Source organism: Burkholderia glumae LMG 2196 = ATCC 33617, assembly GCF_000960995.1.
GTDB classification, from domain to species: Bacteria; Pseudomonadota; Gammaproteobacteria; order Burkholderiales; family Burkholderiaceae; genus Burkholderia; species Burkholderia glumae.
The window spans coordinates 454,705-477,518 of the sequence record NZ_CP009434.1 but is presented as its reverse complement, the minus strand read 5'-3'; the positions used below and the strand labels follow the sequence as shown (position 1 = coordinate 477,518).

18 protein-coding genes and 1 pseudogene are annotated in these 22,814 nt (G+C 67.6%); 12 read left to right on the top strand and 7 right to left on the bottom strand.

Features of this window, described 5'->3' with window-relative positions:
- Positions 1-37 precede the first annotated feature (37 nt).
- From KS03_RS03400 to KS03_RS03380, 6 genes and pseudogenes are all read left to right on the top strand, one after another.
- Positions 38-652 carry a phage GP46 family protein gene (locus tag KS03_RS03400; protein ID WP_015878170.1) on the top strand — a complete coding sequence of 205 codons (615 nt, stop codon included), beginning with the start codon at positions 38-40 and terminating at the stop codon, positions 650-652.
- Positions 649-1,770, top strand: a complete 1,122-nt coding sequence (locus tag KS03_RS03395) for a baseplate J/gp47 family protein (RefSeq protein WP_017432231.1) — start codon at positions 649-651, stop codon at positions 1,768-1,770. Before KS03_RS03400 ends, KS03_RS03395 begins: the two co-directional genes overlap by 4 nt.
- Complete coding sequence (locus KS03_RS03390; RefSeq protein ID WP_015878172.1) at positions 1,770-2,366, top strand: putative phage tail protein; 597 nt, start codon at positions 1,770-1,772, stop codon at positions 2,364-2,366. The genes KS03_RS03395 and KS03_RS03390 overlap by 1 nt, the downstream gene beginning before the upstream one ends.
- A gap of 12 nt (positions 2,367-2,378) precedes the next feature.
- Entirely contained in the window at positions 2,379-3,335 is a 957-nt protein-coding gene (locus tag KS03_RS03385) for a gp53-like domain-containing protein (RefSeq protein WP_015878173.1), read from the top strand.
- A 4-nt stretch (positions 3,336-3,339) separates the two neighbouring features.
- Positions 3,340-3,768: a tail fiber assembly protein gene (locus tag KS03_RS29420; RefSeq protein WP_015878174.1), complete on the top strand. Its 429-nt coding sequence runs from the start codon at positions 3,340-3,342 to the stop codon at positions 3,766-3,768.
- A 34-nt stretch (positions 3,769-3,802) separates the two neighbouring features.
- Positions 3,803-4,297 (top strand): annotated as a pseudogene (locus tag KS03_RS03380) (TonB-dependent receptor domain-containing protein); the annotation flags it as partial.
- Between the two features lie 45 nt (positions 4,298-4,342).
- Here KS03_RS03380 and KS03_RS03375 read toward each other — a convergent pair.
- Both KS03_RS03375 and KS03_RS03370 read right to left on the bottom strand, forming a co-directional pair.
- A complete protein-coding gene (locus tag KS03_RS03375; RefSeq protein WP_015878175.1) occupies positions 4,343-7,330 on the bottom strand; it encodes a putative bifunctional diguanylate cyclase/phosphodiesterase in 2,988 nt (995 codons plus the stop codon).
- Between the two features lie 190 nt (positions 7,331-7,520).
- Entirely contained in the window at positions 7,521-8,138 is a 618-nt protein-coding gene (locus tag KS03_RS03370) for an N-acyl amino acid synthase FeeM domain-containing protein (protein WP_015878176.1), read from the bottom strand.
- Positions 8,139-9,003: 865 nt separating this feature from the next.
- On the opposite strand from KS03_RS03370, the gene KS03_RS03365 reads away from it, so the two are divergent.
- Positions 9,004-9,555, top strand: a complete 552-nt coding sequence (locus KS03_RS03365; protein WP_015878177.1) for a hypothetical protein — start codon at positions 9,004-9,006, stop codon at positions 9,553-9,555.
- Positions 9,556-9,954: 399 nt separating this feature from the next.
- Here the strand turns inward: KS03_RS03365 and KS03_RS03360 are convergent, their stop codons facing one another.
- From KS03_RS03360 to KS03_RS32580, 3 genes are all read right to left on the bottom strand, one after another.
- Positions 9,955-12,345 (bottom strand): bifunctional acetate--CoA ligase family protein/GNAT family N-acetyltransferase, encoded by a 2,391-nt coding sequence (locus KS03_RS03360; protein ID WP_015878178.1) that lies wholly within the window; start codon positions 12,343-12,345, stop codon positions 9,955-9,957.
- A 588-nt stretch (positions 12,346-12,933) separates the two neighbouring features.
- Complete coding sequence (locus KS03_RS03355; RefSeq protein WP_015878179.1) at positions 12,934-13,224, bottom strand: H-NS histone family protein; 291 nt, start codon at positions 13,222-13,224, stop codon at positions 12,934-12,936.
- A 101-nt stretch (positions 13,225-13,325) separates the two neighbouring features.
- On the bottom strand, positions 13,326-13,613 hold the full coding sequence (locus KS03_RS32580; RefSeq protein ID WP_015878180.1) for a hypothetical protein: 288 nt from the start codon (positions 13,611-13,613) through the stop codon (positions 13,326-13,328).
- 1,209 nt (positions 13,614-14,822) lie between these two features.
- Between KS03_RS32580 and KS03_RS03345 the strand changes: the two genes are divergently transcribed.
- From KS03_RS03345 to KS03_RS03335, 3 genes are all read left to right on the top strand, one after another.
- A complete protein-coding gene (locus KS03_RS03345) occupies positions 14,823-16,226 on the top strand; it encodes a GntP family permease (RefSeq protein WP_015878181.1) in 1,404 nt (467 codons plus the stop codon).
- Positions 16,227-16,407: 181 nt separating this feature from the next.
- Complete coding sequence (locus tag KS03_RS03340; protein WP_015878182.1) at positions 16,408-16,677, top strand: hypothetical protein; 270 nt, start codon at positions 16,408-16,410, stop codon at positions 16,675-16,677.
- 174 nt (positions 16,678-16,851) lie between these two features.
- Positions 16,852-17,841 carry a DedA family protein/thiosulfate sulfurtransferase GlpE gene (locus tag KS03_RS03335; protein ID WP_015878183.1) on the top strand — a complete coding sequence of 330 codons (990 nt, stop codon included), beginning with the start codon at positions 16,852-16,854 and terminating at the stop codon, positions 17,839-17,841.
- A 43-nt stretch (positions 17,842-17,884) separates the two neighbouring features.
- On the opposite strand, the gene KS03_RS03330 is transcribed toward KS03_RS03335, so the two are convergent.
- Entirely contained in the window at positions 17,885-19,339 is a 1,455-nt protein-coding gene (locus KS03_RS03330; protein ID WP_015878184.1) for an OprD family outer membrane porin, read from the bottom strand.
- 284 nt (positions 19,340-19,623) lie between these two features.
- Positions 19,624-20,205 (bottom strand): cupin domain-containing protein, encoded by a 582-nt coding sequence (locus tag KS03_RS03325; protein WP_015878185.1) that lies wholly within the window; start codon positions 20,203-20,205, stop codon positions 19,624-19,626.
- A gap of 665 nt (positions 20,206-20,870) precedes the next feature.
- Between KS03_RS03325 and KS03_RS03320 the strand changes: the two genes are divergently transcribed.
- Both KS03_RS03320 and KS03_RS03315 read left to right on the top strand, forming a co-directional pair.
- Entirely contained in the window at positions 20,871-22,394 is a 1,524-nt protein-coding gene (locus tag KS03_RS03320; protein WP_015878186.1) for a peptide MFS transporter, read from the top strand.
- Positions 22,395-22,496: 102 nt separating this feature from the next.
- A complete protein-coding gene (locus KS03_RS03315; protein ID WP_015878187.1) occupies positions 22,497-22,703 on the top strand; it encodes a hypothetical protein in 207 nt (68 codons plus the stop codon).
- Positions 22,704-22,814 lie beyond the last annotated feature (111 nt).

Below are 22,814 nucleotides of genomic sequence, written 5' to 3'. Positions count from 1 at the left end.
ATGTTTCACAGCGACTTAAACATCGCTTGAAACGATCATGAAGCCAGTTCAAGCGCTGGCCACCATGATCGACATCCTGACCAATTCCACCACTTCTGCCGCCGCCCTGACGCTACCGTTCGACTGGAGCGTCGTACGAACCGGCCGCGCCGGCGAAAGCGCATGGCACGACTATTCGAACCCCTGCGTTGCAGCCGGCCATCACGTCCAGGCGTTAGAAATCCGCGCGCTCAAACTGGACGACAGCCTTTGCACGGCGGTAATTCTGTCGCTGTTCTGCGATCGCCGCGCCGACGCGGACGTAATTCTGCCGCACAACCAGACCGACCGACGCGGCTGGTGTGGCGACGAGTTCGCCACGCCGGCGACGGACGCGCCGCGCGACGAGTCCGATACGTGGGGTTCGCACCTCTGGCTTTGCTACGTCTCGAAATCGAGCGTCGATATGCTGGAACGCGCGCGCTTCGCCGCGTGGGAATCCCTGCAGTGGATGGTCCGCACCGACGTGGCCAGCCGCGTCGACGTGATCGCGACATGGACCGGCACCGGCGATGAGTGCTTGGCGCTGCGGCCGCGCATCTACCAAGGCGAATCCGACCGGCCGGTGTATGACGTGCTGTGGGGTACTACGCTGCGGAGGGCTGTCGCATGAGCACGTCCGTCCAAGTTGTTATTCCGACCATCGCTGAACTGAAAGACAATGCCGCGCGCGAGCTGCAACAGGGCTTGACCGACGCTGCGATTGCCCAGGGCGATGCGCTGTCCGCGACCGACATCGCGCTGGCCCGGTCTAACATCGAAGTGCAGGCGTTCGTCCAGGGCGTCGGAATTCACGGCGCGTACCGCTATCTGTGCGACTTCATTGCTCGCCAGGCGATTCCGACCAAGGCCGTCGACGAGTTTCTGGACGACTGGCTGGTCGCCTACGGCCTGCCCCGAAAGGACGCGATCGTCGCGCAAGGCGTGGCAGTCGGTTCCGGCGTCGTTGGCGCGAAGCTGGCGGCCAGCAGCGTGCTGCGCGCCGACAACGATCTGACGTTCACGGTGCTGGAGGATGTCAGCGTAGCGGCCGACACCACGATAAAGCCCAAGCTCGCATGCGATACGCCGGGCCGCGCCGGCAACCTTGCCGCCGATACATTGCTGGAGTTGGTTGCAACGGTGCCCGGCGTCGACGCGACGTTCAAGATCGGTCCGGCCGGACTCAGCGGCGGCACCGACCGGGAAACCGACCAGGAGGCGATTTATCGGCTGAGCCAGCGGCTGGCCAACCCGCCGCGCGGCAGTGCGCCCGGCGACTATGAGCGATGGGCGCTGTCGGTGCCGGGTATCACCCGCGCCTGGGGCATTCGCAATCCCAGCGGCCCAACATCGGCCGGCGTCGTCATCATGGCCGACAACAACGAACCGTACGGCCTGCCGACCGAGGTGCAACGACAAGCGGTGTACGACTACATCCGCGATCCGAAGCGTGGGCCGCCCGACGAGCTGTTTGTGCTTATTCCCGATCCTTTGTTTGTCGACATCGTGCTGCAGATCACGCCCGACACCACCGCCACGCGCGATGCGATCAAGCTGGAACTGAAAGACCTGTTTTTCCGCGAGGCCGTGCCACATGGTCGCATCCCGCACACGCACTTGCGCGAGGCGGTGTCGACGGCCCCCGGTGAGTTCGACCACAGCTTTGTCCAGCCCGTGCTCACCGAGGGTGGGTTTCTGGTCGCCGGCACTTTCCAGATTCTGGTTCTCCGCTCGGTGGCGTTCCGTTGATGGACAAATTCTGGCAAGCCTTGGTGCACCTGCTACCGCCCGGTTTCGCGTTTCCGCGCGCGCCGGGATCGGTCGTGATGCGGTGGCTGAAAGCGTGGGCAGCGGTATTGCGCGAGCATCACGACTGGGCCAAAAGCGCCGTACGCCAATGGATTCCGCATCGGACATGTTCCCGCCTGGAGGAATGGGAAGAAGCGCTGGGCCTGCCCGATCCGTGCTTCGCAGGCGAACGAGACGAAGAACAGCGGCGCACGAATATGTTGGCGCGCCTGCGCGGCGATGTCGATCTGGCCTATGACGATAGCTCGGCGGAAAGTCCGGCCGCGATCACCGCCTATCTCGCGCGCTACGGCTACCAGGTCGAAGTCTGGTACTCGACGCCGTTTCGCGTCGGCCGCAACCGCGTCGGCGATCGACTCGGTGCCCTTAACGGCGTGCTCAACGTCAAGGTGCTGTACCTGTGCCAGCCGTTTCGCGTCGGCCGGAATCGTGTCGGCCAGCGCCTTCGAATCTGCTCCCAAGACGGTACTGAAATTGAATGCCTGCTCGCCCGGATCGCTCCGGCGCGCTTTCAAATCAACGTGATTTATCTGTAGAGAGGCACCTGAATGGACTACACAACCAGTATCGACAATGTGGTGCATGGCGGGACCGGGCACCGCATGCACAGCGACAGCATCGCGATGCCGACAGCATGGTCGGGTAATGACGGCAACATGGTGATCTGGAGTCTGATGGAGGTGCTGAGGCTGGGCGGCATCACCGGTAAGGCATTCAACCCAGACGATCCTGCGTCCTACACGCGATTTCGCGATGCGCTGGTCGCAACATTTGCGCCGTTCGATTCGCCGGCATTTAGGGGATCGCCTCAAGCGCCACTTGCCCCGCAGTTCGACAACACGACTCGGCTCGCAACGACGTCTTTTGTTCTGCGTGCACTCGGCTCTTTTTCTGGTTTCGCTGGCACCAAGGCGGATACGACCTTAACTGCGGATTTCGCCGGCTTTGCAATCCAGAGCTACGCGTCCGCATCAATCACAGTGACCTTGCCGTTAGGGGCCACGATGCCAGTCGGCAGCGCTATTACGTTCTTCAACAACGGCACGAGTGGATCGGTGATGGCCATCGCCGTTCAGGGTTTCGACACGATCACCGTTCCCGGTAATCGGGTCGTCGTTATCGCGCTTCAGCCTGGAGAGACGCTCAAATTGATGTCGCGCGGTTCTGGCGAATGGAACATTGTGGGCGGAACAGCTGCGCTGAAATTTTCCACATTGTTCAGTTCATCGCTGGCAGCTACCGGCTTTCAGAGATTGCCAACCGGGTACATCGAGCAATGGGGAAGTGGCGTCACAGATGCAAACGGTGAAATCAATTTCGTGTTCCCGAAGCGGTTTCCGACCGCCTGCTTCAACGTCGTCGGAAATCACGCTGGCGTCGGTGCTGCAATGATGATCGTCGTTGATGGAACCATGACCCAGAATGGTGTGAAGGTTCGAGTCTCCAATGACGCTGGCGTTACGGGGCAATACTGGAAGGTTTTCTACCGGGCTATTGGAGTATAAGAAAATGAGCGTGATCTACGCAGCTTTTGACACACAACGGCATATCTGCGCTTTCGGGGACGATCAATCGATGCCGGAAGCACTGCCATTCATTAAAATCTCAGAGGATGAGCAAGCATGGCTCTTGGAGGGAGCCGCAAACGGCAAGGTGATGGCCGTGGATGACAAAGAAAGGCCGATCCTGCTTGACCCGGCTCCGCCATCGCCAGATCAAATCCGTGCACGGAACACCGCGTATCGTGATTGGCTTCTGGAGCGGGCGAGCGTTGCCCTGACACCGCTTCAGACAGCCATGCTACTTGGGAACGCAACAGAGGCAGAGAAGGCGCTGGCACGACAATGGATCGTCTATGCCCGAGCACTCAAAAAGGTTGACCTCGGTGTTGCGCTTCCTGACTGGCCTGCCGCACCGGCAATTGCTGGGTCAAATTAAACGTCAGGCTGGGTCAAATTAAACGGCGCGCTACTTGGCCTACACCAATCCGGCTACCCGGGTGTTCGCGGCCGACGGCACGGAGCGCCATCGCGGCATCGAGGCGTCGATCAACGGCGAACCGCTCAAGGGCCTGCGCCTGATCGCCGGTGCCAGCTACATCGACGCGACGCTGCGGGACACCGCGGGCGGCACGAGCGACGGCAAGCGCCCGATCGGCGTGCCGAGGTTCACGTTCACCGCGAATGCCGAGTACGACCTGCCGTTCCTCGCCGGCGCGACGCTGACGGCACGCTGGATCCACACCAGCCCGGCATACCTCGACCTGGCCAACACATTGTCGATCCCGTCGTGGAACCGCTTCGACCTCGGCGCGCGCTACCGGACCGAGCTGTTCAGGAAACCGACCACGTTGCGCGTGATGGTGCGCAACGTCGCCAACCAGTCGTACTGGGCGTCGGCCGTGGGCGGTTACCTGACGCAGGGCGCGCCGCGCTCGATCTGGCTGTCGATGACGACCGACTTCTAGCTCTCGTGCCGCTGGCGGCGCACGCCAGCCGCGCTCATGTCCCGTTCAGTGGCCGTCACGCGAGGCATCGGCCGCGGCCGGCGCGGCCAGCGCGCGGCGGATCGCGTCGAGCGGCACCAAATCGAGCGCCGAGTCGGCCGCGAGGATCTGCTCGGGCGGCACCGGCCGGCCGACCGCGTAGCCCTGCACGTAGTCCACGCCGATCGCGCGCAGCGCCTCGAAGGTCCGGGTGTCCTCGACCCACTCGGCGATGGTGCGCATGCCGAGGTTCCTGGCCAGATCGACGATCGATTCGACGATCGCGATGTCGGCCGGGTGCTCGCACATGCTTCGCACGAACTCGCCGTCGATCTTCAGCGCGTCGGCCGACAGCGCCTTCAGGTACTTGAATGAAGTGTGGCCCGCGCCGAAATCGTCGAGCGCGATGCGGACGCCCATGTCGTGCGCGCGCGCCACGAAGTGCTGGCTCGTCTTCAGGTCGTGCAGCGCGACCGTCTCGGTGATTTCCAGGCACAGCAGGTGCGCGATCGAGGCGTGCGCCTCCAGGCGCCGGAACATCTCGGCGACGATGCGCTCGTCGTTCAGCGACGCGCCGCTCAGGTTCACGCAGATGAAGCGCGTCTTGGCGAGCGTCGCCTGGTTGCGCTCGATCCAGGCGAGCACCGAGGACAGCACCCACAGATCGATCGCGCCGATGGTGCCGAGCCGCTCGACCGCGTCGATGAAATCGGCCGCGCTCAGGAGCGTGCCGTCCTCGCGCCTCAGGCGCAGCAGCACCTCGAAATCGAGCGCCTCGCCCGCGTGCGTGACCGACACGATCGGCTGCATCGCCAGCACCAGCCCCTCGGGCACCGCTTCCTCGCTGAGCGTGCCGATCAGCGCGAGGTCGCGCATGCGGCGCTCGAAGTCGCGCGAATCGCTGCGATAGACGATGATGCGGCCGGTGCCGTCGCGCTTCGATTCGCGGCAGGCCAGATCGGCGTGCGCGATCATGTCGTGGACCGACATGGCGGGCAGGCACTCCACCACGCCGATCGAGGCCCGCACGCGCACGGTGCGGCTGCCGATCTGATAGGGCTGCGCGCCGATCGTCTCGGCGAGCTGTTCGCAAAGCGCGGCGGCCTCGTCCACGTCGATCTCCGGAAACACGCAGACGAACTCGTCGCCGCCGATCCGGCCGATCGCGCCGCGCGGCGCGAGGCAGCCGGTCATGCGCGCGACGAGCTGGCAGAGCACCTCGTCGCCGGCCGCGTGGCCGAACATGTCGTTGATCACCTTGAACGGTTCGAGATCGACGTAGGCGACCGACCCGCGCGCGCGCGTGCCGATGAGCGACGCCAGCCGGCGCTCGATGCCACGCCGGTTCAGCGCCCCCGTCAACGAATCGTGGTCGGCAAGAAAATGCAGCCGCTCCAGCGCCTCGGCGCGCTCGGTCACCTCCTCGATCGAGCCTTGATAGGCGCCCCCGGAAAAGCTCGCGCGCACCGAATAGCGGCGCCGCGCGGTGCCGGCCGCGGCCGGGCCGGCGATCTCGATCGCGCCCGCGCCGCCCTGCCGCGCGAGCTCGCAAAGGCGCCGCCAGGCGCTCGCGCCGAAGCACTCGGTCCAGTAGCGCGTGCGATAGGCGTCCTGCGCCAGCGACAGCATCGACAGCAGCGCCGGATTGGCGCGCGTGAAGCGGCCGGCCGGATCGAGCGTGAACAGTCCGATCGGCGTGAGCGCGTAGGTGTTGCGCAGATCGGATTCGGACTCGCGGCGGCGCTGGCGGTCGGCGCGCTGCTGCTCGGCGATCGCGAACGCCGCGAGCATGCTCGCGGCCAGCGAGGTGACCACCGGATTCAGGCCGCCGAACAGCAGCGGCGTGCCCAACGCGGCGGCGAACACTTCCGACAGGATCGCGAACAGCACCACGCTCAGCGACGCGGCATACCAGATCATGGTGCGCGTGCGCACGCGCCACAGCATCTGCCCGAGCAACAGCAGCAGCACCAGCATGCCCGCGCCGGCCAGCGTCCAGAGCGGCGGGAGAAACCAGCGGTACGGCAGCGTGAAGGCGAGCAGCAGCAGCACGCCGCCGCCGACCCGCACCCCCTTCAGCAGCCATCGCAGCGGCAGTTGCGCCAGCTCGCGCCGGAACAGCCGCACGAACAGCGAGGTCGTGACGACGTAGTAGATCGCGAAGGTGAGCTGCCGAATCAGGTCGATCCAGGCCGGCGGGAGCAGATGGGCGAGCCACGCGTCGTCGAAGCCGAGCGCGTTCGCGGCGAGCCGCTGGTTGCCGAGCAGCCAGGCCGCGAACACGATGTAGGTCCATTCGCGATTGATCAGCGCGATCACGAAGATGAAGACGGCCAGCGTGAGCAAGCCGCCGCTGATCAGCGAGGCGTTGCGCTCGAACTGCAGGCGCGTTTCCACCAGCGCGGCGCGCGACAGCCGGCTCGCCGTCAGATAGGCCGGCCCGCCGTACCGGCCGCGGCACAGCACCGCCGCCGGCTCATCTGCGGCGCCCGGCGCGCCGGGCGCGTCGAGCCGCAGCGCGAAACCGGTGCCGGCCGCGTGCAGCGCGCCATGCGTCGCGCCCCGCTCGGCGCTGCCGAGCGGGGCGAGCGTGCCCGCGTTCCAGCACGACAGCGAGCGGGCGTGCCGCGACGGAAAAGCCAGGTAGTCGTGCGAATCGTGGGAGGCGGTCAGGGCGGGCGCGGGCGGGCTGCCGCCGGCATGCACACCGGGGTCGAGCAGCATCCAGACCGGCTGCTCGGACAGGTGCGTGCCGAAACGCTGCGTGAGGGGCGCACCGCGCGTGGCCGCCAGGGCATCGGCCGGCGAGGCCTGGCCGCCGCGGTCGAGCCAGGCACGAAAGCCGAGCGGTGCCGCATCGATGACGCCATCGCTCGATGGCGAGATCGTCAGGAACAGCACGGTCACGATCACCAGCACGAGCATCAGATGGATCGAGAAAACGTCGAACCAGCGGTCGAACCGATATCCGCCAGCCAGCTGTCTGAACCTTGATCCCCATCCTGACAGCCGCATGTCTGTCGTCTCCTGTCGCGTGCTGAAATGCTTCCGATTCTAATAGGTTTGATCCAAATTCAATTTTATTAATTCTTTTCAGGAAGCAATGAGGTTGGCCATGCCCCGGCTCGACAACCGGAAGTCCGCGGGCAGCACGCGCGGCACCAAACGGGCTCGTCGCGGCGCCCGCCAGGGCCTGTCGAACGGATCAGGCGCGGCGGGGAATGACGTCGATGTCCGGGTGCTGGGTCTCGAACATGCAGCCATAGAGCGGATGCTGGACTTCGGCCCAGCGGCGCTGGGCGGAGGCCACGCGCTTGGCCATCAGGCGGTGCGGCTGGCCGCCGAGATGCGTCATGGGAAAGGTCGCTTGCGCGCCATGCAGGTCGTCGAACAACATCGCCTCGAAATCGCGGTCGAGCGGCGCGCGCGCGGCGATCAGGACCCAGTCGATCGCGGCCGCCCGGCAGTAGATCAGGAGCGCCTTGCAGAGCGCCACCTTCACGGCGCGGCCCATCAGGCCGTCGCGCACCGTGAGCTGGGTCGCCTCGGCCAGCCGGCAGCCCGCCATCTGCGCCGGCAGCGCCACCGACGCCTCGAGCGGCAGCGGCCCGTGTGCGTTGCTCTGGATGCGCATCGTGCCGACCGGCTCGTGGTCGAGCCGCGACTGCGCCAGCAGGACCACCGCGTCGCGGCTGCGATCGCCGACCTCGGCACGGATCGTAAACGGCAGCCGCTCGCTGCGCGAAGGCAGTCCGGCGGGCGAGGTGGGCGGATTCGCGAGCAGCGATTCGTCTAGGAGAAACGACGGCTTGGCGCGATCCATGATGGGCTCCGTGGCATGACTGGCGAGTAAAAAGGAACGTCGCGTGAGACCTCCGCGATCAGCGGCGATCGTGGCCGCCATCCACATCCCGCGGCCGGGATGAGGCGGTATGCACGAACGCTGCCGATCATCGGAATGGGAGATGTTTAACGAGGCGCTCGACTCTTCACACTACAATGAGCCATTCATCACGGTAGGGGTCGCTCGATGCCGCTAAGACCTCACGCCGGCTTCCCGCACCATGCACGGCGGCGGCTCGCGGCGCAGTCCGCAAACGATTCTACGCGGTTTCGTATGGTTTTCGCATGACCGTGCCGCGCACAAAAATCGGCTTCCGCTGGCTTCCTATATCCGGACAAAATCCCGCTCGCTCATCAGTCGGTTGCCGCCCAGGCCAATATTTTCTACAGGGCGATTGGTTCGCCCGAAGGGCATGTGACCTGGCTCGGCAACGCGTGAAAGCCCCGCGGGGCCCGAGGTCGCGCCGAGCGCCGCGCACGGGCGGCGCATTCCGCCGCTTCGCTTTCCGGGCCGGCGAGGCCGCGCGCACGCATAGCGCGCGCGGCCGGCGGGCACCGCCGCGGCAGGCGAATATGCCGCCCCGCCACGGCGCCGGTGCCGCGACTCGCTCGGCACCGGCAGCGACGAACCCGGGGCGGGGCCGTGAGGGCACGCGGGGCCGGCGTCGGCCGCCCGCGCAGGCCCGCTCGCGAATCGGCCGCCCGCGTGGGCGGCGTGGCTGGCCGCGCCGCGATGCAGGCCAGTGCCGGCCGGCCAGGAACGCGCGCTGGATCGCAGCGGCGCGCGACGCTAAAATGGCGGCCCTTTTGCAATCCGGCGCCGCCATCCGGACGGTGCCCGCACGATGACCCTCATGGCCAAACTTCTGACCGATCTCGAATTCCAGCGTTTCTCCGAACTTCAGCAGAAGCAGGCAAGCTTCACGATCACGCCCGAGGAGGCGGACGAACTGCGCGACATCGTTGCCCGCGCCCAGAAGAAGCGCGACGACCGCGCCGCCGCGATGCAGGCGATCGAAACCTACATCTCGCAATTCGACATTTCGCCGGACGAGCTGTTCTCCCCCGAGCAGATCGGCGACGCCGCGCGTACTTATGGCCTGATCTCGGCCAGCAAGAAAGAGCGTGTGCTGCCGCCGTCGATCACCTTCAACGGCAAGCCTTACCAATGGACCAAGACGCTGCCCGACGACGTGCGCGCTGCGCTGTTCGAGGCATTCACGACCGGCGAATCGGTCAAGCGCTTCATCGCGATGCCGAAGGACACCGCGCGTTGCGCGCTGACGATCGCGCGGCTCGAGCGCGAGACGGGCGCCGTCTATGCCGAGGCGCTGCTCGAGGAACTCGCGTTGTCGCGCGCACAGATCGACGACGCGTCGCACAAGCTGGCGGCCTGAACTGGCATCCCGGGCGGCCTGCCTGAGCGCGGCTCGCCCAGCCGGGCCGCGGCCCGGCCGGGCGCTCGACTCGGGCCGCAGCCGGAAGCCACCGGGAGCCTGGCAAGCCTTCCAGTTGCGGCCGCCCGCTATCACACCTCCCGTTGCACCGGCCCGCAGCGTCATTCGAGCCGCTCAAGCTCAGCGGGCCGCACCACCCGCCGTTGCGCCACATCCCCGAACAGGCGCCGCCGACACGGCAGCGCCGCTGCCGTCATGCCCCGGACGGGCGCCACGCGCGGCCCTCTCTGCCTCACCATCGATCCCGTATCGGCTCACCTTCGCGCCGATCGCCGCCGTGCGCCATGACGGCCTGCCGGGCGCGCCTGCGATCTCCACGCGCCGCGGCACGCCGCGCATTCACGCTTGCAGCTTCAAGCGGAACCCGACGACACCGGGCTCCGCGGTCGACGCGACGGTGAACCCCGAGGCGCGCGCGAGGCCGATCATGGCGCCGTTCTCGCGCAGCGCCTCGCCGACGAGCCACTGCGTGCCGCGCGAGCGCGCGTAGTCGATGATGCGCGCCATCAGCAGCCGCCCGAGTCCCTTGCCCTTCTGGTCCGCGCGGATCGCGATCGCGAACTCGGCCGTCTCGTTGTCGGGGTCGGCCACGGCCCGCACGACGCCGAGCGTCTGCCGCTTGCCGTCCTGATCATCGACGGTGGCGATCAGGGCCATCTCCCGGTCGTAGTCGATCTGCGTCATCCGCGCGACCTGGGAATGATCGAAGCTGCGGATCGCGCCGAAGAAGCGCATGCGCAGATCATCGGGCGTCATCGCGTCGAGCAGCGCCGTATGCGCGGCCTCGTCCTCGGGCCGGATCGGCCGCACCGTCATCGTGGTGCCGTGCCAATCGACGCGCTGTTCGAGGTGCCGCGGATAAGGCATGATCGCGAGCCGGCTGCGGCCCGCCGCGAAGCGCAGGCGCGCATCGCGAAATACGACGCGGCGCGGCAGCACGCGCAGCACCAACGACAGCGACACGAGCTCCCGCACCTCGCATACCGCCAGCGACAGCGCCGTCAGCACGTCGAGCAGCGGCTCGGGCGCCGCGCGGCGTGCATAGGGCGAACGCCTCACGACCGCGCGGGCCAGCACGGTATTGAACGGCGGCAGCCCGTACACGACGAGCGGCGCCGAGATGCCGTCCGCGGCCGGCACCGCGTAGCGGAACACCGGGCCGAAGTTCGGATCGTCGAACATGTCGACCGTCATTTCGACGATCACGCCGCTGCCCGTGTCGGCCGACTCGGCACCGCCCGGCTCGCCGGGCGTGAACGGCTGCAATCCGAAATGCGCGAGCCAGCCCGCCGCGCCCGCGCCGTCGAGCTTGGTCGGGCCGCGCGCGGCGGCCTCGCGCGCCTCGTCCCGCGCACGCGCCACCGCGGCGGGCGGCTCGGGCGGCAGGCCTTCCGGCGTCTGCATCAGCAGCTCGCGGCCATGCCGGTACTCGACGAGCCGCGCGTAGGCGCGTGCGAGCCGCTGCGGCGTGGTGTGCACGGGAATGCCCTGCGCATGCAGCGCATCGCGCGTGAGCGCGTCGACGCCGCCGAAAAAGCAGGCCACGACGCCGTGCGACGAGGCGCGCTTCGCCTCGATCAGTTCGCGCGCCACCGCCTCGACCGGCGCATTGTGGGAAGTTGCGTGGACAACGAACAGCGTGCCGGTGCCGCCCAGCTTGCCGAGCGCGCGCACGACGGCGCCGAAATCTTCCGGCCGCACGTTGTCGCCGAGCAGCAGCGGATTGCCGGCCTCGATGCCGGGCGGCAGCGGCAGCACGGTGGCCAACGCGGCCGTGGCGGCCGACGGCCACGGTGCGAGCCGCATGTCGCCGACGGCGGCCAGCGCATCGACGGCGAGCCGCGCGACGCCGGCATCGCTGGTGACGACGGTGACCGCGTCGCTCGCCGTGACGCGCCCGACGCCGAGCGTTTCGATCTCGTCGAGCAGATCGTCGAGCGCATCGACGCGCACCATGCCCGCCTGCTGGAACGCGGCCGTATACAACGCGTCGCCGGCATCGGTGCGGCCCGTGTGCAGCGCCAGCACCGGCTTGTTGCGCGCCGCCGCGCGCGCGGCCGACATGAACTTGCGCGCCGACCTGATGCTGTCGAGTTCGAGCAGGATCGCGCGCGTATCGGGATCGCTCGCGAGGTAGTCGAGCACGTCGCCCGCATCGACGTCGGCCTCGTCGCCGAGCGCGACCGCATGCGAGAAACCGAGCCCGCGTGCCTTTGCCCAGCCGAGCGCGGCATTCGTCAGCGCGTTCGACTGCGAGACCCAGGCGACGCCGCCCGCGCTCACGCAGCAGGCCGGCGCGCCGAAGTGCGCATTCAGCTGCGGCGTCACCACGCCGAGGCTGCCGGGCCCGACGATGCGCAGCAGATACGGCTTCGCTGCGGCGAGCGCGCGCTCGACCGAGGCGCGCTCGCCGGCCGTGCGCGCCTCGCCGACCAGGATCGCGCAGCGCGCGCCCAGCTCGCCGAGCTGGCGCACGATGCCGGGCCAGCTGGCGGGCGGGGTGCAGACGAGCGCCACCGACGGTGGCTGCGGCAGCCGCGCCACGCGCGCGAACACCGGATGTCCGTTCAGTTCGTCGTACTTGGGATTGACGGGCCAGATCGGCCCGGCAAATCCGCCGTCCAGCACGCGAGCCCACACGATCGCGCCGAGGCTGCCGGCGCGCCGGGACGCGCCCACCACGGCCACGGATTTCGGCTGAAACAACGCATCGAGATTACGGACGGTCACGGCGGGCTCCTTCGGCATGACGCGGGAAACGCGACAGTCAGCGGTAGGATAGGTGAACGCCCGGAGCCTGCCTATAGGCCAAACGGCCGGGTGTGCAGCTACGTCAATTCGCGCGGCGATGAAGGCGCATTGGAAGCTGCCGCCGCGCGGCCGACCACCGCCCGGCCCGCATCGGAGGCCCGCCGCCCGGTCGGCGCAGGCAAAGGTGAGGAGTTTCGGGAGCCGGAGCGCAGGCCCACGCCGGCAAAGGTGAGTTGATTCGGGAGGTGCGCCATTCACGTGCTGCCGCATCACCGAAAGCGGTCGAAACCCATTCGGCCCCCTCTGCCCATCGCGCATCAGGATGCCGGCCCGCGGTCCGCCGAATCATTGCCATCTCGAGCGGAGCTCCGCGATATATGGCGTATTCGCCTTGTATTTATCGTGAATGCAAGGCGATTTTGCAGTTTGGCTGACTCGGGAAACAAAACAAGCCAATTGTTTCACAGGAAAAGCGGCCGGCCGTAAAACGGCAAAACAAAACGGCGCGAACGACCTGAAGTCGATCCGCACCGTTTCAGCAGGCGCCAAAGGTGAGACTTTCCGGGATCAGTCCTTGATCAGGAAGCGGTTCCGGTTCTTGCCGAGCCAAGCCGGCGCGCGGCCTCGGCCGCTCCAGGTCTCGCCGGTCTTCGGATTCAGGTATTTCGGCGGCAACGGCTTTTTGGGCTTCGTTGCGGCAGCGGCGCTCCGGAACCCGAGTTCTTCAGGCGTGATGTCGTATTCCGCGATTTTCGCCTTGATATCGGCGATCGCGTCCGAGATGGCCTTTTCGCGCTCCTTGTCGATTTTCTGTTGCAGCTTTTCGAGCTGGACGGTCAGTTGCCGGTAGGTCGCCATATCGAATTCGGCTCCGTGATTGGTTATTTGGACAGTATAGAAATCAATTTACCCGGAGTACGTGTTTTTTCGCATCGCACGCCGGGCCGTCAATGCCACCGCTAATGGGCCGCACCGACACGGCAGGCGAAGAGCAGGGTGCGGGTGCCGTCGTCGACCGATTGGCGAATCGTGTCGAAATTGCCGTCGCAAATGCCGCGGGCATTTTGCAGACAAGTGTCCCACGGGCCGGCTTCGGGGCATTGGACTTGCACGGTCGCGCGGCCGTCGGGCGTAAACAGCGGGGCGCCGCCGCCGCATCCCGCGAGACTCGCGAGCAAAGCGATCGACAATGCCAGTTGCACGGCGGGCTTGCGTGGCGAGGGCAGCTTCGCCAATCGATGTTTCATGGGCGGTTTCCAGTCAATCTACTTTTGGGACGACGCGAGTATGCCATGCCGCAACGGTCCAAAGTCAATTCAATGCGGTCCGAACGCTATCATTCGCGCGATATGTCGCCAGTCGCAAAGATCGTTGCCGCGTTGCGATATGGATTGCGACCGGCGCGAGCATTTGCGAGATTACAACGCGGCAAACGAATATCATGCGAATCAATGACAAAGCCGCGCGCCGGCGTCGCTCCGCTTCAGGGCGATTTCACGGCGCGCCCGGTCCTGCGCGGCCCGCGCGAGTGCGTAGCGAGTGCGTCGCGAATGGGCATCGGCGGGCCTGCCGCCCGCCGCATTCGGCGGTTTCGCGAACCGTTCGCCGCGCGCCGATGCCTCACCAGACCAAGCGCAGCGCACCAACCCATCCCGTTATCGACATTCGTCGGAATTTTCTATTAATCGACAGACCGGTCGGCATCGCGCCGATTTCCATTTCGGCACTCGCCCATTCCGATTCGCGATTGGCTTCGCATTCGTCATGCCACGAATCCGAGCACCGCGATCTTCTTTGTAAAACGCCGCGCGGCCAGTGCCGATTCGCGCGGCCGCTTCCATGACGCGGCGGTTGCCGCCCGCCGGCGCGTCGCTCGACAGCCGCGCTCCCACCCGGCGAACCCATGCGCAGGCGATACCGTTGCAAATGCAACGGTATCGCCTGCGCCGGCGGGCGTGGCGATCGACGACCGGCGTTGCCGGCGCTCGAACCACCGCCGTTGCGCAACGGCGATTCGGCACGCACGTGCCGGGGCGCCGCCGCAAACGCCGGCCGGTTCACCCGGTGTTCATCATCGTGTCGCCGTCGGCGCATAGCCTCGGGTTGGCGGCATCGTCTTCCGAGCGGGGCGGATCCTCTCATGCCGCGCAGCAGCAAACGCACGCCGGAATCGCGCCAAGGCCGGCCTGGCAAGCGATTGCGGCCATCGTCGCCGACCGCGCCGCGCCACCGGACAGAATCGGGCCGCCGCGCGTGCCCGTCGACCGTCTCGGCAACGGGACAACCCGGTAGAATCGGGCGCGCCGGCACCGCGGCGTGCGGGGCGGCAGCCGCGCAGTCAGGCGGCTATTACACTGGCACGGAACCTGCGCGCTCCGATGCGCGCCGCGGCGCGGGCCGACTCGCACGACGGGGTCCGGCCGCCGCGCCAGAAATCAAACAATCAGGAGACTCACTTGTCCTTCGTCATCGTCCTCGCCGCGCTGGCGTTTCTGATGTTCGCCGCCTATCGCGGCTACAGCGTGATCCTGTTCGCGCCGATCGCCGCGCTCGGCGCGGTGCTGCTGACCGATCCCGCCGCCGTCGCGCCCGTCTTCTCGGGCATCTTCATGGAGAAGATGGTCGGCTTCGTCAAGCTGTATTTCCCGGTATTCCTGCTCGGCGCGGTGTTCGGCAAGGTGATCGAGCTGTCGGGCTTCTCGGAATCGATCGTCGCGGCCGCGATTCGCTACATCGGCCGCTCGCGCGCGAACGCCGTGATCGTCGCGGTCTGCGCGCTGCTCACCTATGGCGGCGTGTCGCTGTTCGTGGTCGTGTTCGCGGTCTATCCGTTCGCGGCCGAACTCTATCGCCAGAGCAACATTCCGAAGCGGCTGATGCCGGGGGCGATCGCGCTCGGCGCGTTCTCGTTCACGATGGACTCGCTGCCCGGCACGCCGCAGATCCAGAACATCATCCCGACCACGTTCTTCAAGACGACGGCCTGGGCCGCGCCGGCGCTCGGCACGATCGGCTCGGCGTTCATCATCGTGGTGGGCCTGAGCTACCTCGAATGGCGCCGCCGCGCGGCGATGGCGGCCGGCGAAGGCTACGGCACCTCGCTCGTCAACGAGCCGGAGCGCGTCGAGACGCAGGCGCTGCCGAACCCGGTGCTCGCCGTCGCGCCGCTGGTGCTGGTGGGCGTGGCGAACTTCGTGATGACGAAGTGGATTCCGCAGTGGTACGGCGGCGCTACCTACACCGTGCCGCCCGAGGTGCTGCCCGGCCTGCACGCGCCCGTCACCACCCCGATCAAGACGGTGGTGGCGATCTGGTCGGTGGAGGCGGCGCTGCTGCTCGGCATCCTGCTGGTGGTGATCACGGCGTTCCCGCGCGTGAGCGCGCGCTTCGCGACCGGCACCAAATCCGCCGTCGGCGGTGCGTTGCTGGCGGCGATGAACACCGCCTCCGAATACGGTTTCGGCGGCGTGATCGCCGCGCTGCCGGGCTTCCTCGTGGTCGGCGACGCGCTCAAGAGCATCCCGAACCCGCTCGTCAACGCCGCCGTGTCGGTCAGCTCGCTGGCCGGCATCACCGGCTCGGCCTCGGGCGGCATGAGCATCGCGCTGGCCGCGATGTCGGACACCTTCATCAAGGGCGCCGAAGCCGCGCAGATTCCGATGGAAGTGCTGCATCGCGTGGTGGCGATGGCCAGCGGCGGCATGGACACGCTGCCCCACAACGGCGCGGTGATCACGCTGCTGGCGGTCACCGGCCTCACGCACCGGCAGTCGTATCGCGACATCTTCGCGGTCACGGTGATCAAGACGCTCGCGGTGTTCTTCGTGATCGCCGTCTATTACGTTACCGGACTGGTTTGAAATGCAGCGGGCGCGCCGCCTGGCCGGCGCCGCCCGGTCGCCCGATACCTCGCGCCAGCCGGGCATCCCGCGCTGCCTCGGAACTCGAAATTCTCGTTGCGATTGGCCGGTTCGCGTTACACTGCAACAGAGCAGTTAGCAGCACGATATCTTCCATTGACACGACACGAGGATCTGTTCGATGCGCACTACCGGTGCTTCCGGGGCGATGACCCTGCTGACCGAATTGGATGCAGCCGACGGCCGCGAGCTACGCTCGCTGCGGCTCGAAGCCACCGATGACGGTAAAAGCGTGCTGCTGATCGAGGTCGACGAGCGCAAGCCCGGCATCCATCGCGAGGTGCGTTACGAGATCACGCCGGCGGAACTGATCGCCGCGATCCGCTCGCACGGCGCCGAGCTGCCCGGCGAATCGCACGGCGTGGCCACGTTCGCACGCACGCCTTCCTGAGTCGTTCCGCCCGGCGGTGAGCGTTTGCGTTGCGCATCGCTCACCCCCACCCTCCCGCCCTCCGGCCCGGCCGTTCAGCCGACGCTCCCTTGACCCGAAAGTGATCGATAATCGGTCCCGTCCGATTCGCGTGTCCGACTCACGCCCGCTGCTTTCGCATTTCACCCATCGATCATGCTGCATGACCTCATCGCCCGATACGGGCCGTTGATCGTGTTCGTCAACGTGCTGGCCGCCGCGCTCGGCTTGCCCGTGCCGGCAATGCCCACGCTCGTCCTGTTCGGCGCGATGGCCACCCTGCATCCCGAGGTGTTCGGCATGCAACTGGTGCCGGTGCTGCTGCTGTCGGTGGCGGCGGCGCTGCTCGGCGACTCGGCTTGGTACGCGGCGGGGCGCCGCTTCGGCGGCAAGACGCTGAGGACGATCTGCCGGCTGTCGCTATCGCGCGACAGTTGCGTGAAAAAAACCGAGCAGTTCTTCGGTCGCTGGGGCGTGCGCGTGCTCGCGATCGCGCGCTTCGTGCCGGGGCTGTCGCTGGTGTCGGTGCCGCTGGCCGGCGCGCTCGGCACGCGCTATCGCACCTTCGTCGGCTACGACGCGCTCGGCGCGCTGCTGTGGGCCGCGGCCGGGCTGCTGATCGGGCTCGTGTTCGCCGAGCAGATCGACTGGCTGTTGGCGGCCGCGAGCCGGCTCGGCCACGCCGCGCTGGCCGTCGTCGCCGTGCTGCTCGCGCTCTACGCGAGCGTGCGCTGGATGCGCCGCCGCGCGCTGCTGCGCCAGCTCGTCCACGCGCGCATCGGCGTCGACGAGCTCGATCGACTGCTGCATGCCGATGCGGGGCCGCCGCCCGTCGTGATCGACGTGCGGACCGCCGAGCATCGGCGCCTCGATCCGTTCTCGATTCCCGGCGCGGTGTTCGCCGACGAGCGGCACATCCGCGATCTGGCCGCCCGCTATCCGCTGTCGCAAAGGTTCGTGACCTACTGCGCCTGCCCGAACGAGGTGTCGGCGGTGCTGATGGCCAGACGGCTGTCGGACGCCGGCTTCACCGACGCGCTCGCGCTGCGCGGCGGCCTCGACGCCTGGCGCGACTCCGGCCGGCCGCTGGCCGGCATCGTGCTGGCCGAACCGGTCCCGGCCGCGCCGGCGCCGAAGACGGCCTGAGCCGCGCGGCCCGAGGCCCGCGGGCCCGCCTCTGCGCCGACGCTCAGAACACCGTCATCGGCAGATTGACCACCAGCCGGTATTCCTGATTGGTGCTGTCCGAGTAGTGCGCCGAGCCCACGTGCCACATCGCGACGAAGGTGATCCGGGTGTCCTTGAAGCGCCCGCCCTGGATCGTGTAGGAAGGGATGAAGCCGAACTCGTGGTGGCGCCCCTGCACCGGCAGGCCGTCCTTCCAGTAGATGCCCGCGTGCGTCGGGTCCTGCGCCGCGCCCGCCGAGCCGTCGGCGCCCCATCCCGTCAGCGCCCAGACCATCGCCTTGAAGCCGGGCAGGCCGCCGTCCTTGCCGTAGAACGTGTAGCGCAGCTGCAGCGATTTTTCATGCGGCGCGTTGTAGTCGACGTCCATCGAATCGGCAAGGAAGATGCCGTTCGTCTCGGCGAGGTAATCGAAGAACTGGTTGCCGAGCACCTGCTGGTAGCCGAGCAGCAGTTCATGCGGCCCGTGCTGGGCGGCCAGCGACAGGCTATAGGCCTGGTTGTCGATGCCGCCCTGCCGTGCGTCGCCGGTGTCGTGCGTCGAATACACGTTGCCGAAGCCGCTCCACTTGATGCCGGCGGGCACGCCGAAGCTCTGCCGCACCGACGCGTAGTACTGGTTCCAGACGTTCTCGGCCTGATTCGCATAGAGCGCCACCGTGCCGCCCGGCATGTAGTCCCAGGTGCCGCCGGCGTAGCTCAGCCGATCGATGCGCGTGCCGCCGTATTGCGAGCGCAGGCCGATCAGCGTGGAGCGTCCGCGCGCGTCGGTCTTCGTGAAGCTGCCGGCCTCGAGCATCACGTTGCGGAACTCGTTGCTGACGATCGTCGCGCCGAGAAAGGTCGGCGGCAGCGCGCGATTGTCGTGCGGCTCCATGAACGGGTTGTCGACGATCTGCAGGCCGTACTTGATCACGGTGTTCGAGATCCGCGCCTTCACGTCGTAGAGGCCGGGATAGGCCCAGGCGAGCTGGTTCGAGCCGCCGCCGTCGGCCACATGCACCATGTTGCCGCCGCCCGCGCCGCCGTCGAGCTTCAGCGCCGCGTAGGCCGACGCGTCCACGCCGAAGCCGATCAGCCCCGTCGTGTAGCCCGACTCGAAGTTCGCCATCAGCGCCTGGACCCAGGCGTGGCGATGCGGGCCGCCCTTGGCGTCGAGCAGGTCCGCGTAGTTGCGAAACATCAGCTGCAAGTGGCTGTCGCGAACGAAGCCCTGCGACTTCGCCTGGCTCGACAGGTCCGGGCTCGGCACGGGCGAGCCCGCCTGATTCGCCGCCGTGCCGGTCACGGCGGGCGGCATGGTGGGCGGTTGCGCGGCAACGGCAGGAGCGGGCGCGCGCGACGCGTCCGGCGGCTCGTCGGCAAGGGCCGGCGCGGCCGCCATGCCGGCCAGCACCGGCAGGCTATACGCCAGGCGCACCGCAAGCGATGCGGGCGACAGGTTTCTGATCTGGGTCATCTACACGTTCTCTCTCTGATGGATTGGCGCGCGCCCCACCGCCGCGACGCGGACATGGCCGCGCGCGCGCAATCCCGCGCGGCCTGGCGGCACACGCGCAGGGCAGGATGAAATGGATGGGAAAAGCGCGGCGCAGCGCGCGGGACGGCTGCGTTGTTGTCGCGTGATCGTCGTTATGGACGGTGAATCGGAGGCGGTCCGTGAGCGCTGCCGTTCATGTTAGCTATCCTGAATTGTTGTCGCGTGAACCGCCGGCTGCATGCGAGCGCGGGCGGTCCGATTTTCTAGAACAGGCGCGGCGTGCCGACCCAGACCACCACCGATTCGTGCTTGGCGGTGTTGACCCAGCTATGCGGCGTGGTCGACAAGTAATGCGCACTGTCGCCGGCCTGCACGACGAAGGTCTTGCCTTCCAGCGTCAGCGATACCTCCCCTTCGATCACGTACAGGAACTCCTCTCCCGCGTGCGTGGTCACTTCCGAGCGCTTCTGTCCCGGCGGCATGCGCACGAGGATCGCCTCGAGCTGCCGGCCGGCCGACACATTGGTCAGCCGTGCGAACAGATTGGCCGAATCGGCAAAACTGAAGAAACGCAACTGCTCGCCCCGGCACACCGAGCGCTCCTCGCTCGGCGTCTCGACGAAGTACTGCACGTTCACGCCGAGCGCCTGCGCGATGCCGGCCAGCGAGGTGATCGACGGCGATGCCAGCCCGCGCTCGACCTGCGACAGGAACGGCTTGGAAATGCCCGCGGCACTCGCGGTTTCGTCGAGCGTACGCTTGAGCCGCTGCCTGAGCGCACGGATCTTGCTGCCCAGCTCGACCGCCGCGTTGCGGGGCTGCGTATTTTCAGTGGAAGCAACCATAACAGGCCGGGATCTTGTCGTCAAAAAAAGTTTGATGGAAAGTAACGAAGTTTGACTAATATGCCGTAATCTTCGTCTTCGTGACCGGTAACTGCAATATGGTCCGGGTTCCGGCGCACCTGCGAACTGCTCGTGGCAAACCGTAATCTTGCCAGACTCGACAGGGAAAATCGTGCCCGGGCCCCGGCGCGTCGCAGCGTGCCGCGCCGGCGGCAGATTGCGGTCTGCGGTGGCGGATCTCGCGCCGCGGGCTGCGGGATCGCCCGACGTGACGGATCGGCGTCGCGCCGCCGTTCGCGCGGCCGCCCGCCGGCGCGCGACGCGCTCGCGCCCGGTCGGGTCCGTCGCCATGCCGGGCGCGCGGCCTACCGGCTGCTGCCGGCTCTCCTCGTTTACGCGGTCCTATCCGGCCGCCCTTGCTGGTCGTATGAAATGAAAGCTGCCGTTCCCCTGCGTGCGCCGCGCGATCGTGCCGCCGCAGCCGCCTTCGCCGAATGCGTCGCGCGCGCGCCGCGCAGGCGCCGCCGCCACCACGCAAGCACCGCCCCGCCCGCCTTCGCCCGCCCTTGCGCACGCTGAGGCCCGGTCCCAGACGGCGCATGATTCCAGACCGGCCGCCCCGTCCCTCGCGCCGCGGCCCCTCACCCCAACAATCGAGGAAAACAATGTCAGTCTCAACTCCGGTATCCCAGACCCGCTCGTTCTCGACGGTCTTCCTGATCGAAATGTGGGAGCGCTTCGGCTATTACGGCATGGTCGCGCTGATGGTGCTGTTCATGGTCGAGAAGCTCGGCTTCGACGACAGCTACGCGAACCTGACCTGGGGCGCGTTCGTCGCGCTGATCTACGCGTCGCCCGCGATCGGCGGCTGGATCGGCGACCACGTGCTCGGCACGCGGCGCACCATGATCGTCGGCGCGGTGGTGCTGGCCGCGGGCTACCTGATGCTCGCGCTGCCGAACGACAACCTGCAGTTCCTCTACGCCTCGCTCGGCGTGATGGTGGTGGGCAACGGCCTCTTCAAGGCCAACGCCGCGAACCTCGTGCGCCGCATCTACGAAGGCGACGACGCGCGCCTCGACAGCGCGTTCACGATCTACTACATGGCGGTCAACATCGGCTCGACCGTGTCGATGCTGGTCACGCCGTGGATCAAGGACCGCTGGGGCTGGCACCCGGCGTTCGCGGTCTGCTGCGCGGGCATGGTGCTCGGCATTCTCAACTACCTGCTGATGCATCGCACGCTCGCCCATGTCGGCTCGCGCCCCGACGACGCGCCGGTTCGCTGGGGCCGCGCCGCGGGCGTGCTGGCGGGCGGCATCGCGCTCGGCGTCGCCACCATGTTCCTGCTCGGCCACAAGGCGCTCGCCGTGGCGGCGGTCTGGACGGCCGGCGCGATCGCGCTCGCGATCTTCGTCTACATGATCGCGAAGGTGGAGCGCGCCGAGCGCGCCGGGCTGGTCGCGGCGCTGGTGCTGATCGCCCAGGTGATCCTGTTCTTCATCTTCTATCAGCAGATGTCGACCTCGCTCACGCTGTTCGCATTCCGCAACGTCGATCCGGACTTCACGCTGTTCGGCACCACGCTGTTCACCTGGAGCGCGGGACAGTTCCAGGCGCTCAACCCGATCTGGATCATGCTGCTGAGCCCGCTGCTGGTGCTGATCTACAACGGCCTCGCGAACCGCGGCATCAACGTGCCGGTGGCGGTCAAGTACGCGCTCGGCTTCGCCGTGGTGGCGGCCGGCTTCTTCGTGTTCGCCGCGAGCGGGCGCTTCGCGGTGGACGGGCGCGTCTCGTCGTGGTTCATGGTGGGCGGCTACGGCCTCTACTCGCTCGGCGAACTGCTGGTGAGCGGCCTCGGCCTCGCGATGATCGCGCGCTACGTGCCGGCGCGCATGAGCGGCTTCATGATGGGCGCCTACTTCGTCGCGACCGGCATTTCGCAGTATCTGGGCAGCGTGGTCGCAAACCTCGCGCAGATGCCCTCGCACGACCTGCCCGCCACCGCCTCGCTGCCGCTCTACGTCCACCTGTTCACGATGCTCGGCTGGGTGGCCGTGGCCGGCACGATCGTGTCCTGCCTGCTGCTGCCGCTGATGAGCCGGCTCTCGCGCGCGCACCACGAGAGCGTGAACGCCGCGCGCGGCGACGCCAACGGCCTGCAGGCCAGCGCCGCGGCTCAGTGAAATCCCTTGGCGCGCGGCTTGCGCGCCACATTCGGCCGGCGAAGCGCGCACGCGCGTCCTACACTGAAGGCAGCCCGAGGTCGGGTGATGCCGGAGAGCGAGATGAACAAGAGGACGATGCGGCTGGTGCGCCAGCTGGCCGACATCCGTCGCGCGCAGCATTGCACGGCGCTGCGCGCGGCACGCCAGGCCGCCGAGGCGGATGCCGAACTCGCGCGCGACGACGACGAGCCGGATACGGCCGGCGAGCGCCGCGACGAACCCGACGACACGCCCGCCGCGGGCTCCCGTATCCGCTCACCTTCCTAGCCCGCGCGGGCGGTCTTCTCTCTTCGCAAGGGTCGCGCGACATCGGCCCACGGCGCCGCCTGCCGCCCATGCAAACGGCGCGCCTCGCACGCGCCGTTCGTTCATCGCGGC

What these genes read in the sequence shown, in the direction of transcription:
- KS03_RS03400 (WP_015878170.1), top strand. Translation starts at nt 38, where the DNA reads ATGAAGCCAGTTCAAGCGCTGGCCACCATGATCGACATCCTGACCAAT.
- KS03_RS03395 (WP_017432231.1), top strand. Translation starts at nt 649, where the DNA reads ATGAGCACGTCCGTCCAAGTTGTTATTCCGACCATCGCTGAACTGAAA.
- KS03_RS03390 (WP_015878172.1), top strand. Translation starts at nt 1,770, where the DNA reads ATGGACAAATTCTGGCAAGCCTTGGTGCACCTGCTACCGCCCGGTTTC.
- KS03_RS03385 (WP_015878173.1), top strand. Translation starts at nt 2,379, where the DNA reads ATGGACTACACAACCAGTATCGACAATGTGGTGCATGGCGGGACCGGG.
- KS03_RS29420 (WP_015878174.1), top strand. Translation starts at nt 3,340, where the DNA reads ATGAGCGTGATCTACGCAGCTTTTGACACACAACGGCATATCTGCGCT.
- KS03_RS03375 (WP_015878175.1), bottom strand. Translation starts at nt 7,330, where the DNA reads ATGCGGCTGTCAGGATGGGGATCAAGGTTCAGACAGCTGGCTGGCGGA.
- KS03_RS03370 (WP_015878176.1), bottom strand. Translation starts at nt 8,138, where the DNA reads ATGGATCGCGCCAAGCCGTCGTTTCTCCTAGACGAATCGCTGCTCGCG.
- KS03_RS03365 (WP_015878177.1), top strand. Translation starts at nt 9,004, where the DNA reads ATGACCCTCATGGCCAAACTTCTGACCGATCTCGAATTCCAGCGTTTC.
- KS03_RS03355 (WP_015878179.1), bottom strand. Translation starts at nt 13,224, where the DNA reads ATGGCGACCTACCGGCAACTGACCGTCCAGCTCGAAAAGCTGCAACAG.
- KS03_RS32580 (WP_015878180.1), bottom strand. Translation starts at nt 13,613, where the DNA reads ATGAAACATCGATTGGCGAAGCTGCCCTCGCCACGCAAGCCCGCCGTG.
- KS03_RS03340 (WP_015878182.1), top strand. Translation starts at nt 16,408, where the DNA reads ATGCGCACTACCGGTGCTTCCGGGGCGATGACCCTGCTGACCGAATTG.
- KS03_RS03335 (WP_015878183.1), top strand. Translation starts at nt 16,852, where the DNA reads ATGCTGCATGACCTCATCGCCCGATACGGGCCGTTGATCGTGTTCGTC.
- KS03_RS03330 (WP_015878184.1), bottom strand. Translation starts at nt 19,339, where the DNA reads ATGACCCAGATCAGAAACCTGTCGCCCGCATCGCTTGCGGTGCGCCTG.
- KS03_RS03325 (WP_015878185.1), bottom strand. Translation starts at nt 20,205, where the DNA reads ATGGTTGCTTCCACTGAAAATACGCAGCCCCGCAACGCGGCGGTCGAG.
- KS03_RS03320 (WP_015878186.1), top strand. Translation starts at nt 20,871, where the DNA reads ATGTCAGTCTCAACTCCGGTATCCCAGACCCGCTCGTTCTCGACGGTC.
- KS03_RS03315 (WP_015878187.1), top strand. Translation starts at nt 22,497, where the DNA reads ATGAACAAGAGGACGATGCGGCTGGTGCGCCAGCTGGCCGACATCCGT.